The sequence below is a fragment of the Gordonibacter sp. An230 genome (assembly GCF_002159915.1).
Taxonomy (GTDB): domain Bacteria; phylum Actinomycetota; class Coriobacteriia; order Coriobacteriales; family Eggerthellaceae; genus Rubneribacter.
Genome location: NZ_NFJP01000012.1, coordinates 1 through 15177, shown reverse-complemented (window position 1 = coordinate 15177; position 15177 = coordinate 1). Strand labels below are relative to the sequence as shown.

Annotated in this window: 14 protein-coding genes; 6 read left to right on the top strand and 8 right to left on the bottom strand. The window is 64.8% G+C overall.

The window, feature by feature from the left end; all coding sequences use genetic code 11:
• Positions 1-591 precede the first annotated feature (591 nt).
• Together B5F40_RS07890 and B5F40_RS07885 are read left to right on the top strand one after the other, a co-directional pair.
• Positions 592-1344 (top strand): NAD-dependent protein deacylase, encoded by a 753-nt coding sequence (locus B5F40_RS07890; RefSeq protein ID WP_087193799.1) that lies wholly within the window; start codon positions 592-594, stop codon positions 1342-1344.
• A gap of 64 nt (positions 1345-1408) precedes the next feature.
• Positions 1409-2053 (top strand): NUDIX hydrolase, encoded by a 645-nt coding sequence (locus tag B5F40_RS07885; RefSeq protein WP_087193798.1) that lies wholly within the window; start codon positions 1409-1411, stop codon positions 2051-2053.
• Between the two features lie 60 nt (positions 2054-2113).
• Here the strand turns inward: B5F40_RS07885 and B5F40_RS07880 are convergent, their stop codons facing one another.
• Positions 2114-3577: a LuxR C-terminal-related transcriptional regulator gene (locus tag B5F40_RS07880; RefSeq protein ID WP_087193797.1), complete on the bottom strand. Its 1464-nt coding sequence runs from the start codon at positions 3575-3577 to the stop codon at positions 2114-2116.
• A 193-nt stretch (positions 3578-3770) separates the two neighbouring features.
• Here B5F40_RS07880 and B5F40_RS07875 point away from each other — a divergent pair, with 193 nt between their 5' ends.
• Entirely contained in the window at positions 3771-5444 is a 1674-nt protein-coding gene (locus B5F40_RS07875) for an FAD-dependent oxidoreductase (RefSeq protein ID WP_087193796.1), read from the top strand.
• A 122-nt stretch (positions 5445-5566) separates the two neighbouring features.
• On the opposite strand, the gene B5F40_RS07870 is transcribed toward B5F40_RS07875, so the two are convergent.
• The 6 genes from B5F40_RS07870 to B5F40_RS07845 form a co-directional block, all read right to left on the bottom strand.
• The gene (locus B5F40_RS07870) at positions 5567-6127 is read right to left on the bottom strand and encodes a cysteine hydrolase family protein (protein ID WP_087193795.1); all 561 of its coding nucleotides are present in this window, start codon (positions 6125-6127) and stop codon (positions 5567-5569) included.
• Positions 6128-6143: 16 nt separating this feature from the next.
• Positions 6144-6707 carry an NAD(P)H-dependent oxidoreductase gene (locus B5F40_RS07865; protein ID WP_087193794.1) on the bottom strand — a complete coding sequence of 188 codons (564 nt, stop codon included), beginning with the start codon at positions 6705-6707 and terminating at the stop codon, positions 6144-6146.
• Between the two features lie 100 nt (positions 6708-6807).
• Entirely contained in the window at positions 6808-7896 is a 1089-nt protein-coding gene (locus B5F40_RS07860) for a C40 family peptidase (RefSeq protein ID WP_087193793.1), read from the bottom strand.
• Between the two features lie 416 nt (positions 7897-8312).
• A complete protein-coding gene (locus B5F40_RS07855; RefSeq protein ID WP_087193792.1) occupies positions 8313-8615 on the bottom strand; it encodes a YerC/YecD family TrpR-related protein in 303 nt (100 codons plus the stop codon).
• Positions 8612-10204: a citramalate synthase gene (gene cimA, locus B5F40_RS07850; protein ID WP_087193791.1), complete on the bottom strand. Its 1593-nt coding sequence runs from the start codon at positions 10202-10204 to the stop codon at positions 8612-8614. Before cimA ends, B5F40_RS07855 begins: the two co-directional genes overlap by 4 nt.
• Positions 10205-10482: 278 nt before the next feature.
• Positions 10483-11415: a branched-chain amino acid transaminase gene (locus tag B5F40_RS07845; protein ID WP_087193790.1), complete on the bottom strand. Its 933-nt coding sequence runs from the start codon at positions 11413-11415 to the stop codon at positions 10483-10485.
• A gap of 709 nt (positions 11416-12124) precedes the next feature.
• On the opposite strand from B5F40_RS07845, the gene B5F40_RS07840 reads away from it, so the two are divergent.
• Positions 12125-13390 carry a Bcr/CflA family efflux MFS transporter gene (locus B5F40_RS07840; RefSeq protein WP_087193789.1) on the top strand — a complete coding sequence of 422 codons (1266 nt, stop codon included), beginning with the start codon at positions 12125-12127 and terminating at the stop codon, positions 13388-13390.
• A gap of 11 nt (positions 13391-13401) precedes the next feature.
• Here B5F40_RS07840 and B5F40_RS07835 read toward each other — a convergent pair whose 3' ends face one another.
• Complete coding sequence (locus tag B5F40_RS07835) at positions 13402-14202, bottom strand: MerR family transcriptional regulator (RefSeq protein WP_162610925.1); 801 nt, start codon at positions 14200-14202, stop codon at positions 13402-13404.
• 130 nt (positions 14203-14332) lie between these two features.
• Between B5F40_RS07835 and B5F40_RS07830 the strand changes: the two genes are divergently transcribed.
• Positions 14333-14650, top strand: a complete 318-nt coding sequence (locus B5F40_RS07830; RefSeq protein WP_087193787.1) for a DMT family transporter — start codon at positions 14333-14335, stop codon at positions 14648-14650.
• 3 nt (positions 14651-14653) lie between these two features.
• Positions 14654-15031 carry a DMT family transporter gene (locus B5F40_RS07825; protein WP_087193786.1) on the top strand — a complete coding sequence of 126 codons (378 nt, stop codon included), beginning with the start codon at positions 14654-14656 and terminating at the stop codon, positions 15029-15031.
• Positions 15032-15177: the final 146 nt, after the last annotated feature.

Here is a 15177-nt window from a genome sequence, read left to right as displayed (position 1 = left end):
GCGTGGCCTTTCGGGTCCTCCTCGCACCCGTGTCCATCCGCACGCCGCCGTCGCGCTGGCAACACGTCGTCGCACGCTGGTCGCACGTCGATCGCACGCCTATCGCGCACCGGCCGCGCTTCCGAAATGCGGCTGCCAAGCGCCGCGCAAGACGAACCGCGTGGCCGCCTGCCATCGCACACCTGCAAGGCTGCGCGCCGCATTCCTTTCCTCTTCGTCCGGTGCAAACATCCCGGTGCGCCATGGGGCCCCTTCCACTCTGCCGTCCAAGCACGTCACACCTCAAGCAGCCCACTCAAGAGGGTTCGCACGCCCGTCGCCCGTGCGGGCACGTCGCACCCGCGCCTTTCGTCACCCGCCCGCGCGCGGCGCGCCCAGCGTGCCGCTTGCCATCCCCGCCTGAGCGTGCCGCACTCACCGTCGTTGCCACGCCCACCGCCATCGCGCGCCTTCGCGCATGCGCCCTGCGGCGCGAATGCCCGTCCCACCAATCGCTCGCATGTGCGCGCACGCCCCTCGTCGGATGTTTCACGTGAAACATCTGTTCCTGCTGTATGATGGCGCAGACGAGCCGAACGCGAAAGGAGGAGCATGGACGATGCGACGAGACGCGCAGCGGAAACGCTTCGCGCATGGATAGCCGACACCCCTCCCGGCGGCATGGTGTTCTTCGGCGGCGCGGGCGTGTCCACCGAAAGCGGCATCCCCGACTTCCGCAGCCCGGACGGCCTCTACGCGCAAAAGCATCGGTACCCGCCCGAACAGATGGTCAGCCGCAGCTTCTTCGACGCGCACCCTAGCGAGTTCTTCGACTTCTACTGCGAACGCATGCTCGCGCTCGATGCCGAGCCGAACCGCGCGCACCGCGCACTCGCCGAACTCGAACACGACGGCACGCTGCGCGCCGTGATCACCCAGAACATCGACGGGCTCCACCAAAAAGCCGGCAGTCGAAACGTGCTTGAACTGCACGGCAGCGTGCTGCGCAACGCCTGCATGGGCTGCGGCGCTCCCTACTCGGTCGAACGGCTGCTCGACCTGCGCGCCGCGAACCCCGACGGCGTGCCGCGTTGCCCCGCATGCGGGCGCATCGTGAAGCCCGCAGTCGTGCTGTACGAAGAACCCCTCGACGAGCGCACGCTTCACGAGGCGATAACCGCAATCGCGCAGGCCGATCTGCTCGTGATCGCGGGGACGTCGCTTTCGGTCTACCCGGCCGCCGGGCTCATCGATGTCTTCCAAGGAAGCCGCCTCGTCATCGTCAACCGCACGCCCACGCCGCGCGACCGCCACGCCGATCTCTGCATCGCCGCGAACGTCGGCGACGTGCTCGATTTCCGATAGGACGGCATCCGTCCCCGCCCGCCCTCAACGCCGCACCGCCCCCCGCTTGAGAACAGGAGCCAACATGCCTCGCACATCCAACACGTCAGAAACCGCCATTCCCCGGCTCGTCGGCATTCGCCAGGTGTCCGACGGATGGATCAAGAAGTACGTCCTCGCCTACGCCATGCCCGACGGTTCGACATACGAGTACGAAAGCGCCTCGCGCAAGAGCATCGACGCCTACCGTGCCGAACTCGAAGGAAACGCGCGCGGAGAGCGGCCCATCGCGGACGCCGTCTGCATCGTGCCGCAGACGCCTGACGGAAACCTGCTGCTCATTCGCGAGTTTCGGTACCCTCTCAACAGCTGGTGCATCGCGTTTCCCGCCGGGCTCAAAGAACCGGGCGAAAGCTTGGCCGCTTGCGTCGATCGCGAGCTGCGCGAGGAGACGGGCTACGCCCTGCGCGCGGAAGCCGACTGCGCGAACGCACCAGCGCTTGAACCGCTGCCGCAGGCGGGCTACTCGTCCACCGGCCTCACCGACGAAACGGTGCATGTCGTATTCGCCCAGGTGGAACGGGTGTCCACCGCGCAGCCCGAACCCAACGAGTTCATCGAGCCGTTCCTTCTGGCCATCGAGGACGTCCCCCGCTTCCTCGCCGAGAACCGAACCCCCATCGGCACCCGCGCCCAGCTCGTGCTCGAAACCTTCGCCCGCCGCCGCTAGCCGCTCCGACGCACGACGCTCGCGCAGCGCAAGGAGGAGCCGTCAAGCGCATGTGAATCCTTAATCTGCCGTGATGTTCTCGGCCTCTTCTTCCAACCGCAAAAGCAGCTCGGCTTGCGAGTGCACGCCGAGCTTGCCGTAGAGGTTGCGCATGTGCGTCTTCACCGTCGATTGGCTCACGACCAGCTTTTCGGCTATGTAGGGCGCACGATAGTTTTGCGCGAGCAGAACGAGAATCTCCCGCTCGCGAGGCGTGCAGTCGAATCGGTCGGCCACTGTTTTGCAGCGCTTTTCGAGGCTGGCCCGCATCGCCTCGGCCGCCGCAGCGCGCACGGCCTCGCGTCGTCCCGACTGCCGCTGCAGAATCATGAAGGACAAAAGACCCCCGCCAACAAACGACGCAAGTACCACAACAGCAGTCAGGGCCGCATACGCAGATTTCTGAAGAGCCCCCTCAAGGCCAACGAACAAAGCCCGCATCGCAATCATGAACGCAAAGGAGGCGAGGAGATACACCGAGGCGCTGCTCCCGCGAGGCCTTTCGGGAAACAGAAACGGAGTCATCATGATGTAGAACAGGGTGACCTTGTACGTGGAATCCACGATGAGCATGTGCAGAAACCACAGGTCGTCCGAAGTTTGCGCTGTGTAGAACGACACGAACGTCACCGGAAGCACGAACAGCTCGTACACCAAAACAAAGCTCTGGCTCCACACGTGTCTGACCACCAACAACGCGATCAACCCCGCCAAAACGATCCCGCACCCTATGGAAGCCTGGATGAGAGAGGACATGGCGGCATCCCCTTGCAACCCCATCCACGACGACTGGGACATCACCATGGGCCCGCGGCACACCAAAGGCAGAGTCACCAGGCCGACAGCGACTGCGCGGTCTTTCGTTGACGAACATGCAAACCGCGGAAGCGATCGCCGCAACCCATCCGCGTCCGCACCGCTTTTCGCCCCCTCTTCGACAACCCGAGGCCGATACGCAACAAAAAGCCCTCCGGCAAGCAAGGGCAACATGCCCAGCAACGCACGAGCCACCCCACTTGAGAAAAACGCCAAACCCGAAGTCGCTGCGCCCGACAGCATGCAGGAAAGCGCGACCGCAAACCCAGCGCGACGGGCGCCCAGCGAAACGAGCCGTTCGCCCCAGAGCACCACGAGCATGCCGGTGCTCGCTCGATACGTCATGAGCACGCCGAGCGTCACGCCATCGTCCTCCAGCGGCGCATAAAGAAGCAATCCCGTGGAAGCCAGCACCAAAAGCGCCACGATCGTCCGCACCGCACGGCTGTCCCCCAGGCGCAACGCGGGCCGCGCCCATTGCCAAGCGACAATCGCCAGCATCACCGTCGCTTCCACGATGTACGGCAGCGGGGCGAACATGGAGAAGCTCACGAAACGCGCCACCGGCATGCGCTGGATCTCCAGCACCATGAACGCGCACGCAAGCCCCACGATGGCGAGAACGACACCGGGAGTTTCCCGAAAAAACCGATGAACAGAACGCAGCATCTCCGCTCCTTCCCCAAGACACGTTTATATCAGAAAACCGGGATGAATCGCACGTCCATCAGCAAGTTCATACCGTTTGTAGGAAGAGCGGACGAGCCGATCCTGATAGGTTTTCGAAGGGCGGGCAGGGCAGAACCGCGCAAAACGGATGCCCTTTGCTCAAGACGGCACACCGACAGAAAAGGAGAGGGATATGGAACTGAACCGCCGAGACTTCCTCAAGGGAGCGTTTGCCACCGGCATCGTGGCCACAGGAGCGGGATTGGCCGGGTGCGCGCCATCTGCGCCCGACAGCCCCGCGCAAACCGACGAAGCCGCCTACCCCGCAGGACTTCAGGCCAGCGATTTCGAAGAATCGCCTGTCGAACTGGCTCCCATCACCGAGTTCGCCGAAGAAAAGACTTACGACGTGGTGGTGGTCGGCGCAGGCACAGGCGGCGTGCCGGCCGCACTGTCAGCGCTCGAGGAGGGAGCGAGCGTCGCCGTACTCCAAAAGGAATCGAAGCCCATCGCGCAAGGAGGCACGTGCACAGGCGTGCTGCTCGACCAAAGCGACGAGCAAGGCGTGATGAACTATCTGCAAGGCTATCTGGAAGATTGCCGCTGGCGCGCCGACCGCAAACTCGCCGAAACGTACTGCAAGTACTCAGGCGAGGCCATCCGCTGGACGCAGGTGCGCACCGCCGAAGCGGGCTTCCCTCCCTACACGGTGCGCCCCACGGCCGTGACCGAATACGACGACGGCTCGAAGTGCGCCCGCCGCAGCATCATGTTCGGGCCGAAGCCGTACAACAACGGCACGATGGTGGAGCATTTGGCCGAGTTGGCCGCAAGCAAGGGCGTCGAATTCTTTTACTCCACCCCGGGCGTACAGCTAATCACCGACGAAAACGGAGCGGCGACGGGGGTCGTCGGCAAGAACGGCTCCTCGTACATCAAGTTCAACGCCACGAAGGGCGTCGTCCTCTCCACCGGCGACTACCAGAACAACCAAAGCCTCGTGGAGCGCTACTGCCCCGACGTGAAGGAGTTCGACCGCAAGCAGAGCAACAAGACCGGAGACGGCATCCTCATGTCCATGGCCATTGGCGCAGGCCTCGTTCCCGTCGGACACGCCCACATGATGCACGACTTTGACTCCGGCCCCATGTACAACGAGCCGTTTTTGGCAGTCAACGAGAACGGCGAGCGCTTCATGAACGAGGACTGCGTATTCGAAGAGGTGAACTGCGTGCTGCGCAACCAGCCAAAACCCGGTTGGTACTCGCAGATCTTCGACGACGACTACGTCGCCCAGGTCACCGAGTGGGGCGGCAAGCCCACCGACCAGGAGGCCATCCGCGTGTACATGCCCGATGTGGAAATGGACCGCTCGGCTGAAAGCGGCGCGAACGTCCTCGAAGGCTTCATCGACACGCACTGCTGCGACACTTTGGACGAGCTGGCAGACAAGTTGGGCATCCCCGCCGACGCACTCAAAAAATCGGTCGAACGATACAACGAGTTGTGTGAAGCCGGGTTCGATGCGGACTTCGGCAAGCAGGCCAAGTACCTGAAAAAGATCGAAAAGGCGCCGTTTTGGGGCATCCACAAGCATGTGCGCGTGTCGGCTCTGTGCGCCGGCGTCACCGTCAACGAGAATTATCAGGCGCTGCGCACCGACGGCACGGTCATCCCCAACCTCTGGGTGACGGGGTTCAGCGCCGGACAGTTGTGCGGCAGCCCCGACTGGTCCATGTATCAAGGAGGCATGTCAGCCGGTCATTGCATCATGACGGGCCGTATCTGCGGAATCCAAGCCGCAACAGGCGGCAACCTCGAGTCTGCCCACCCCGTCACTGAAGCCGACGTGGAAGCGATTTCCTAAACGCACCTCTCTGCGTTGGTCCTTTTCGGGCGCATGCGGCCTGCATCGTTTCGTCCGGATCGCATGCGCCCGACGACGGTCCTGTCGCATCTCGCGACGCAACAGGACCGTCGAGCATGCGCCTAACGTCGATTGATCACCTGGATCTGCAGGCCCTCCATCACATCGAGGGCCTTCTCGTTGAGGGAGGGGTCGAACGAAGCCGTGCACGCGGCGTCCACGATGACGGGCACCTCGGGACACGCCGTCTTCGCCAGGACGGCGTTCGCGATCACGCAGATGTTCGACACGAGCCCCACGAGCTCGATGCTCTCAAACGGCGCGCGGCCCAGCTCTTCGGCGGCCTTCTGGGCCGTACGCAGCCAGTCGAACAGCCCTTCCGAACCGAACGTGGGCTTGTCGAACACCGCCGTCGCGCGGTCGAGCAACCCCGCAACCGATCCGTGCAGGTCATGACCGGGCGTGCCGTCGATGCAATGCTCAACGGGCAGGTTGCGCCCCTCCTGCGTATTCAGGTAATCGCGCCTGTGAGTGTCGAAGGTGAACACCACCTCGTCGTACGCATCGTAATATGCGCGGATCTTCTCCGCGATGGGCCCTTCGAGGCGCTCCGCTCCCGAGAAGCCCAGCGCCCCGTCCACGAAATCGTTCTGGAAGTCCACCACCACGAGCAGCCGTTTCATGCCATCCCCTGTCGTCTTAGTCGAGCCGCGCCAACTGAGCGCGCGCCTTGTCCAGCTGTGCTTCGACGTCGACCCCCACGATGTCGAGGCCCTCGGCCGCCACGAACCTCGTCTCGGGGATACCGAACATCTTCGCGATGCCGCACACGTACTCGTAGCCGAAGTTCGCCCCTTCCACGAAGCCGCCGCACGTCGTGATGTACGTGATGCGGCGCGCGCGGCAGATGCCCTCGCACCGAGCGTCCTCGGTGTAGTGGAACGTGAGGTCGCACACGCTCACATGCTCGAAGTACACCTTGAGCGCCGCCGGAAACGACAGATCCCAGTACGGCGCGCCGATGACGATGTCCTCGGCCTCCGCGAATTGGCGCGACAACGCGAACAAGGGGTCGTCCCATGCGCCAGCGGTCTGCTGAGCCGTGCGGCGCGCCACCATCTCGGCATCGAAGGGACGCAGATCGAGGCTCGCCAGGTTCACCTCCGCAACGTCGTCGCCGCGCGAGGCCAGGTATTCCCGACACAGGACGAGCGTGCGCGAGTCCTCGCCACGCAGACAGGCGTTCACGAACAAGATGGTCATAGCGTCTCCTTCGCCCGAGACTCGATTCAAACATGCACGCAGCATGATACCGCGTCGGACGATCGTCCGACGCGGCGAATACGGCGAACGCGGCGCACGGCTAGGCGAAGCGAAGCGCGTGGGTGAAGCCGGCCCAGCTGAGGGGGTCGGTGTCGCGCACGAAGGCGCCGAACGTCGGCGCGTGGACGTAATGCGTGCCGCCCTCGTTGCAAGCGATGCCCACGTGCCCGTTGTAGCCGTCGCCGTAGCTGATCCACAGCACGTCGCCCGGGCGCGCCTCCGAGACGGGCACCCGTGCGGCGGCGGCATAGTACTGCGCCTCGGTCTGGTGCGGCACCGAGATTCCCACCTGCCGATACGCCCACGTCACCAAACCCGAGCAGTCGAAGGCGTCGGGGCCCTCCGCACCCCACACGTACGGGCAGCCAATGCGCGAGAGCGCGTAATCCACCACGGAGCCTTGCGACGGAATGCTCGACACCGCCGATCCCGAACTGTACGCGTACGTGCGGCGGGCCTCGGCTTCGGCTGCAGCCGCCGCGGCTGCGCGCTCAGCCTCCTGCTCCTGCTCGAGCAGTTGCTGCGCCTCGGCGTCAAGCTGCGCCACCAGCTCTTCGAGCGACGCAATGGTGGCTTCGGCCTCCTGCTTGACGCGCGCCGCCTCGTCAGCCTTCTCGGCGGCGATGCGCTCCTGCTCCTCAAGCTCGACTTTCGCAGCCTCCACTTCGGCGCGCAGGTCCTTGGTTTCCTGCACCATGGCGGCATCGTTGTCGTTGATGTTCTTGAGCAGGTCCCAGTTCGTGACGAACTCCTCGAACGACGTGGCGCCCAGCACGAAATCGAGCAGCGTGGACTGGCCCGTGCGGTACATGCCGCGCGCCCGCTCGCCCAACCGCTCCTGCAGATCGGCGATCTTCGCATTGGCCTCGTCGATGCGAAGCTGCGCGTCGGCGACCGCCTGGACGGCGGCCTCGTGCTCGTCGAGCGCCTTGTAATAGGAGTCCGACACCACTTCCAACTCGTCCTGCATCGCCAAGATGCGTGCGCGAACGGCCTCGGCCTCGGCCATCTTGTCGGCAGACGTGGGATCGGCGAAGGCAAGCCCTGGCCGCAGCACCGCTGCTGCGCCAAGTGCGGCTGCCCCCAGAAGAAACGTGCGGCGATCCACGCCGCGCGCAGATTGTGTCATGTGCGATACCTCCTTGCGTTCTTGCGACCGTTCGGTTGCAATCGCACCACGACTATATCACGAACACGCAACAGCCCGCCAAAACCCTGGCACATCTTCATGCTTCGTTCGTATTACCAGGTGAATAGCTTGTTTCTGGATCAAGTTCGCCCGATCGCGCCGTGTTTTGCAGGATCAGTACGAATGAAAACGGCCCTGCAAAACACGCCCCTTCCCTTTGCGTCGTCGGGGCGAAGCGACGGAGGGCGTTGTCGCTCGGAGCGAGCGGTTTAGCCGTGAAAATCGACCGATCCGAGCGACAACGAGGAGGGAGCAAGAAGCGGAATCGCAGCAGTTGGCTCGGTAGAGGGGCCGGGGCGAATGGCCGGCCCGGCAGGGACGGCCAACTCGGCGACCTTTCTGGAGGAACAACCAGTTCAGCAGCGCGGCGCGCCCGCATCGTCGAGCACGTTGAGGGCGGCGTTGTAGCCGCCGGCGCCATAGGAGAGGCACTTCGACACGCGGGCGATGGTGGTGGCCGACGCGCCCGTGGCCTCCTCGATGGCCGCGTAGGACTTGCCGGCATCCAGCTGGCGCGCCACGGCCAACCGCTGCGACGTCTCTTTGATCTCGCGGATGGTGAACAAGTCCTCCAGCAGCGAGAAGATCACATCCTCGTCGTCGAGCGCGGCCAGCACCCGCAGAAGGTCCTCCACTTCGGACGTGCGCAACTCGCTCATCGGCACCCCTCCTCGATCCTCATAAGCCCGTACTCGATGGAATCCACCAGCGCGTTCCACGACGCCTCGATGATGTTCTCGGACACGCCCACGGTGCCCCAGCTGTCGCGGCCGTCGCGCGTGGTGATGACGACGCGCGTGATGGCGTCGGTGCCCACGTTCTCGTCGAGGATGCGCACCTTGTAGTCCACCAACTCCATGTCGGCCACCTGGGGATAGAACGCGCCGATGGCCATGCGCAGCGCGGTGTCGAGCGCGCCGACGGGGCCCGCGCCCTCCCCTGTCGCCACGAAGCGCTCGCCGCCCACGTGGATCTTGATGGTGGCCTCGCTCATGGCGTCCTTCGCAAGCGCGCCGGTGTCCTCGCGGTCGTCCACGATGACGCGGAAGCTCTCCAGCGTGAAGTGCGGCCGATACGCGCCCAGGTGGCGCTTGAGCAGCAGCGCGAGCGAGCCGTCTGCCGTCTCGTAGGAGTATCCGGCCGCTTCGCGCTCCTTGATGTTATCGAGGATGGCCTGAACCTTCTCGGCGTGCGCGCTCAAATCGACGCCGAGGCCGCGCGCCTTCGCCACAAGCGACGCCTTGCCGGCCAGTTCGCTCACCAGCATGCGCTGCGTGTTGCCCACGCTTTCCGGGGGCGTGTGCTCGTACGCCTCGGGGAAGCGCGCGATGGCGCTAGCGTGCAAGCCGCCCTTGTGGGCGAACGCCGACGCGCCCGTGTACGGATGGTGCGCCGGCACCGACACGTTGCACGCCTCTGCTACGAACTGGGACACGCTCGTCAGCTCGCGCAGGTTCTCAGGCCCGACGGTGACGCGCCCCATCTTCAATTCGAGGTCGGCGATGACGGTGAGCAGGTCGGTGTTGCCCACGCGCTCGCCGAAACCGTTCACCGTGCCCTGCACCTGGGTCACCCCGGCGCGCACGGCCGCCAGCGTGTTCGCCACGGCGCACCCCGAATCGTTGTGGCAGTGGATGCCCAGCTGCTGACCCGGCAGCGCGGCGGCCACGGCGGCTGCGATCTCGCCCACCTCGAACGGCAGCGCGCCGCCGTTCGTCTCGCACAAGTCGATGGAGTCGGCACCGGCTTCGCTGGCCGCGCGCACGCAGGAAAGCGCGTAGTCGGGGTTGGCCTTGTAGCCGTCGAAGAAGTGCTCGGCGTCGAACACCACCGTCAGCCCTTGGCGTTTGAGAAAGGACACCGAGTCGCGGATCATGCGCAGGTTCTCGTCGAGCGTGGTGAGAAGCGCGCGCGTGACCTGCGCGTCCCACGTCTTTCCCACGATGGTGGCCACCGGCGCCCCGCTGGCGACGAGATCCGCAAGGCCCTGGTCCTCCTCGGCCGCCACGCCCTTCTTGCACGTGGAGCCGAACGCCGCGATGCGCGCATGCCGAAGCGGCATGGCCTGCACGCGCTGGAAAAACGCGATGTCCTTCGGGTTCGACGCGGGAAAGCCGCCCTCGATGAAGTCGATGCCGAACGCATCGAGTCGCTCGACGATGCGCAGCTTGTCCTCAAGCGACAGCGTGATGCCCTCGCACTGCTCTCCGTCGCGCAACGTGCTGTCGTAGGTGAGGATGCGATCCACGAATGCTCCTTTGCTTCGGTGAGAGGGCGGCAGCGAAAAGCGCGCCAGTTGGACGATTCGCGCGGAGCGCGAAAACAACCGCGCAGGTTGGCGCAGTGTGTCAGCGAGGGGCGCCGAGGTGCGTCGAATTCGTGGGATCGCGCAGGCGACGCGTACTTCGGTACGCGAGCCTGCGGGATCGCGCGAAGGCGGCGTGCCTCGGCGCCCCGCAGCGTCGGCGGGCTCCGTCGTTCGACAGAACGGTGGAATCTCCAAGCGTCAGCGGGTCCCGACGGCTGTTACGCCGTCGGAACTTCAGTCAGCCATTCCAGGTACTCGTCGATGTTGCCGTACGCCACGTCGAAGAAGCGCTCTTGCAGCGCGCGGGTGACCTCGCCGGGTTTGCCGATCTCGCGGCCGTCCACACTGCCGATGGGCGTGAGCTCGGCAGCCGAGCCGGTCATGAACACCTCGTCGGCGATGTAGAGGTCGGCGCGCGTCAAGCTCTCCTCGATCGCGGGAATCTCCAGATCGTCGGCCAGGCACAGCACCGTGTCGCGCGTGATGCCCTCCAAAAGGCCGTCGGACAAAGGCGGCGTGGACAGCACGCCGTCGCGCACGACGAACAGGTTCTCCCCGGTGCCCTCGCACACAAGGCCCTGCTCGTTGAGCATGATGGCCTCGGCATAGCCGTGCTCCTTGGCCTCGAGCTTCGCCAAGATGGAGTTCATATACGACGCCGTGGCCTTCACCGCGGGAGGAATGGAGTTGTTCGTGCGCTGGCGCCACGATGACACGCCCACGGACACGCCCCTCTCAAGCGCATCGGCCCCCAGATACGAGTCCCACGGCCACACGGCGATGGCCACGTCCGTCGGCGCGCCCGTGGGGTCGACGCCCATCACGCCGTAACCGCGGTACACGATGGGACGAATGTAGCACGACGGCAGCTTGTTCGCACGGATGACCTCCACCGTGGCTTCGCACAACTCGTCCACCGTGTAAGGCAGATCGATGCAGGCGATCTTGCAGCTGCGATGAAGGCGCTCCATGTGATCGCGCAAGCGGAAGACGTAGCTTTTCTTCGTCGTTGGGTTCTGATAGCAGCGAATGCCCTCGAAGACGCCGGAACCGTAATGCAGCGAGTGGGACAACACATGCGTGGTGGCCTCTGCCCACGGGATGAGTTCGCCGTTTTTCCAGATGTAGTCGACTTCCGTGATGTCTGCCATTGATCCGTCCCTTCTCGCTGGCCCCTGACGTGCGGTTTCCTATGTGACGCGTTCGCTCATTGTACTCCAATAGGCTAAAGCGCACGAGCGTTTCCGGCGAAGTGTCGCTTTTTCGACGAAAGCGACAGAAGGGAGGGGCCGAAACGCCTCTCGCATCCGCGAAACGACGGGGCGCGAGCACGGAAAGGGAGTCGCGACGCACAACCCAGCCGCTCGACGTTCTCTTTGCGTCGCGTCTCGGCTGAACGAAAAATGCGGAGGGGCACGCCATCGCAGTTGCATCGCAAGCGAGGTTCTTCGGCCTCCGGAGCGTACCGGCCCCCTTGCGCTCATCTCGCCCCCCCCCCCGCTGTGATCATCACCGCCGAGCCAAGGCCCCAAGCCTTGCGACGGCGAGGCGAAAGGCCCTTTCCGCACTCGAAAACCGAGGGCGTACGCCCGCTCCGTCTCGGCCTCGTGCGGAAAACGTCTCGCCAAGAGAGCGCTTCCCCAAGAAGCGTCCCTTCGCAACGCGACCTGGCGAAAAGCGCCGAGAACGAGGCTGCGATCAGCCCTTCGCAAGCGAGCGCAAAGAGGCGAAAGGCTTCCGACACCGCATCGCCCGCTCGGCGATAAACCACAGCATCTTCACCACTTTGAGAATGGCTCCACTACACTATGCAGCCATCCGCGCATGACGCGGCATCTTGGTTCCCAAGGAGATTGGAATATGGCTCTGCATTCTTGGCTTGCGCGCCCGCAACGACGCCTGGGGCCGTTCGGGCTTGTCGTGCTGCTCGTCGTAGGAGCGCTTGTCACGCCCCTCTCGCTCGACATGTACACGCCGGCCGTGCCCCACATGACCGAGTTCTTCGGCACGTCCGAGGCCATGGTGAACCTCACGCTCGTGGGATACTTCCTGTTCTTCGCCGTGGGGCTGCTGATTTTCGGTCCTGTGAGCGACCGCTACGGGCGCAAACCGGTGCTCGTGGCGGGCATCCTCGCCTACGCGCTGGCCAGCGCCGCATGCGCACTCTCGACCTCCATCGGCATGCTCATCGCGATGCGCGTGCTTCAAGCGCTGGGCGCGGGCGCGGTGAGCGCGGTGTCCACCGCGGTGGTGAAGGACGCCGTCGTGCCCGAGCGGCGCGAGGCGCTGCTGTCGCTCGTGCAGGTGATGTTCGTGGTGGGACCGGTGCTAGCACCGGTGGTGGGCGCGCTCGTTTTGCAGGTGGCCGACTGGCGCATGACGTTTTGGGTGCTCGCCGGCATCGGCGCAGTCTGCAGCGCGCTGGCCCTGTTATTCGACGAAACGCTGCCCGCCGACGAGCGCTACGATGGCTCGGTGACGGGCAGCCTGAAGCAGCTCGGCGTGGTCGCGCGCAACAAGGGGTTCTCGGCGTTCCTCGGCATCGTGGGGTTGTACAACCTGCCGTTCATGGCCTACATCGCCGTGGGATCGTATGTCTACATCACGTTTTTCGGGCTTTCCGAGCTGGAGTACAGCCTGTACTTCGCCGTCGCGGCGCTGCTGACGGTGTTCGGGCCGTTCGCGTGGCTTGCGGCCTCGCGATTCGTGTCGGCGCGGCGCTTCACGGGCATCCTTCTCGGCGTCGGGCTTGCGTCCGGCCTGGTCATGCTGGCCGTAGGCGAGCTGTCGCCGACGCTCTTCTGCCTGACGTTTCTCGCGTTCGCCCTCGCCGAGGCGGCCGTGCGCCCCTACAGCACGAACATCTTGCTGTCCCAGCAAGAGGGCGACACGGGAGCGGCCTCGTCGCTCATCAACTTCGCCCACACGGCCATCGGCTGCGTGGGCATGCTCGTCGCGGTGCTGCCGTGGCCGAACTTCGTGACGGGCATCGGCATCATCATCGTGGCGTCGATGGGCGTCGGCATCCTCGGCTGGATCGCGCTTCTGCGCTCGCGCGTGCCGCTTGCGGGCATCAAGGACGACGAGGCCGGAAGCGTCGGCGCGACGGTCCTCGACCTGCGCTGACGTCCGCGAGGCTATCCGCGCAGCACTTCGAGGGTCGTGCGCCCGAAGCGCAGTTCCGCATCCCACACCTCGAACGCCAGCAGCACTTCGTCCCCAACAGGCTTCCGCGCCTCGTCGAACGCGGCGCGGAAGCATTGCTCAAGCGTCTCCCCTTCGATGCGATGCCCCGCATACACGCGGCCATCGGGCAGTTCGACAAGCGGAACGCGGCTCGCCTCGCCGGGAAGCGGGCGCGCCTCGAGCACCACCTGCCACGAGCGCTCCCCCGTCTGGCCGTCCGCGCGCCACATCATCCCTTGCAGGAACAACGGCACGAGCCCGACTTCCCTCGCCCGAACGTACAGCCCAGTCGCAGCTTTCGCATAGCGTCTCGCGTCGAAGCCGTCCTCCGACCACGGGGACGAAAGGAACGTCCGCGCGTCAAGGATCCTCTCATACGGCGCAGGGAGCAACCTGCATGCGTTTTGGGCTGCGGATCCTTCTCGGTACTCGTCCAACGTCATGAGGATGACCTGGGTTTCGCGCAGCTTCTTCGCCGCCAAGTCGCGCGCCCGATCGAGCAGCGCCGACACGTCCATGACGCCTTGATCCGACACGTAGCCGGACAGTTCGCGCAAGGGAACGCCCAGCTGCACGCACGATACGATAACGTCCAGCTCGCCCATCTGGCGCATCGTGTAATAGCGGTACCCCGTCTCGGGGTTCACGTAGGCGGGGCGCAGCACGCCCACGCGCTCGTAATAGCGCAGCGCCTTCACGCTCACGCCTTTGAGATTCGCCACTTCGCCGATGGACAGCAGGTCGTTTCGCATGGCCTTCCCTCGATCCGCCGTTGACTCTACCCTTGGGGCATAGTTTAGGATACCTGCTCGCGACATTCCAGGGACGCCTCCGGGCCGGACGGCGCAGAGGCGTCCTGTATCGTTTGCTGGAAGGAGGCCCATGACGCCGTACGTGCTGCTCGGCATCGCCATCGTGTCGGAGGTGTTCGCCGAGGCCATGATGAAGCTGTCGAACGGCTTCGAGAACAAAAAGCCCATCATCGGCATCATCACCGGGTACCTGGTGGCGTTCTACCTGATGGCGCAGACCTTGAACGACCTGCCGCTCGGATTCGTGTACGCCGTGTGGACAGGCGCGGGCGTGGCGCTCACCGCCCTCATCGGCGCGGCGTTTTGGCATGAAGGGTTCAACGCGAAGAAAGCGCTCGGCATCGTCGCCATCATCGCGGGCGTCGTGCTTCTGAAACTGGGGGTGTGAGGCATGGGAAACCTGAAAGACTTGCTGGAACGCGCGAACCCATTCTTGCTGCTGAGCATCTCAATCGCCGCCGAGCTGTGCGGCACCACGTCGATGAAAGTGTCGCACGGGTTTTCCGACCCCCTGTTCACCGCGCTCACCATCTGCGCGTACGCGCTGGCGTTCAGCCTGTTCACCATCGTGCTGAAAAAGGTCCCGCTGGGGCTGGCCTACGGCATCTGGGGCGGCGTGGGCACGGTGGGCACGGCGGCCATCGGCATCGTGGCCTGGGGCGACCCCTTCGGCTGGGCCACCGCCGCCGGCATCGCACTCGTGGTGGGCGGCATTGCGCTGCTGAACAAGGGCACGCAGGAGATCGAAGAGGCGCGCGCGGAGAATTAGAGCACCCCGTAAGTCGTACATCGGCCGCGATGCCGAGCATGGCAATTTTTTTCGCATATTTTTGCCATCGGGGGTGCGGACAAAAAGTTGGACACTCCGGTGTCCGGATTGGAGTCCGCATGTACCCGTTGGAGACCAGGGAGCTC

Excerpts from the sequence above, each read along its gene's own strand:
- B5F40_RS07830 (WP_087193787.1), top strand. The coding sequence starts at position 14,333 with ATGACGCCGTACGTGCTGCTCGGCATCGCCATCGTGTCGGAGGTGTTC.
- B5F40_RS07835 (WP_162610925.1), bottom strand. The coding sequence starts at position 14,202 with ATGCGAAACGACCTGCTGTCCATCGGCGAAGTGGCGAATCTCAAAGGC.
- B5F40_RS07865 (WP_087193794.1), bottom strand. The coding sequence starts at position 6,707 with ATGACCATCTTGTTCGTGAACGCCTGTCTGCGTGGCGAGGACTCGCGC.
- B5F40_RS07825 (WP_087193786.1), top strand. The coding sequence starts at position 14,654 with ATGGGAAACCTGAAAGACTTGCTGGAACGCGCGAACCCATTCTTGCTG.
- B5F40_RS07885 (WP_087193798.1), top strand. The coding sequence starts at position 1,409 with ATGCCTCGCACATCCAACACGTCAGAAACCGCCATTCCCCGGCTCGTC.
- B5F40_RS07870 (WP_087193795.1), bottom strand. The coding sequence starts at position 6,127 with ATGAAACGGCTGCTCGTGGTGGTGGACTTCCAGAACGATTTCGTGGAC.
- B5F40_RS07875 (WP_087193796.1), top strand. The coding sequence starts at position 3,771 with ATGGAACTGAACCGCCGAGACTTCCTCAAGGGAGCGTTTGCCACCGGC.
- B5F40_RS07840 (WP_087193789.1), top strand. The coding sequence starts at position 12,125 with ATGGCTCTGCATTCTTGGCTTGCGCGCCCGCAACGACGCCTGGGGCCG.
- B5F40_RS07890 (WP_087193799.1), top strand. The coding sequence starts at position 592 with ATGGACGATGCGACGAGACGCGCAGCGGAAACGCTTCGCGCATGGATA.
- B5F40_RS07880 (WP_087193797.1), bottom strand. The coding sequence starts at position 3,577 with ATGCTGCGTTCTGTTCATCGGTTTTTTCGGGAAACTCCCGGTGTCGTT.
- B5F40_RS07860 (WP_087193793.1), bottom strand. The coding sequence starts at position 7,896 with ATGACACAATCTGCGCGCGGCGTGGATCGCCGCACGTTTCTTCTGGGG.
- B5F40_RS07855 (WP_087193792.1), bottom strand. The coding sequence starts at position 8,615 with ATGAGCGAGTTGCGCACGTCCGAAGTGGAGGACCTTCTGCGGGTGCTG.
- B5F40_RS07845 (WP_087193790.1), bottom strand. The coding sequence starts at position 11,415 with ATGGCAGACATCACGGAAGTCGACTACATCTGGAAAAACGGCGAACTC.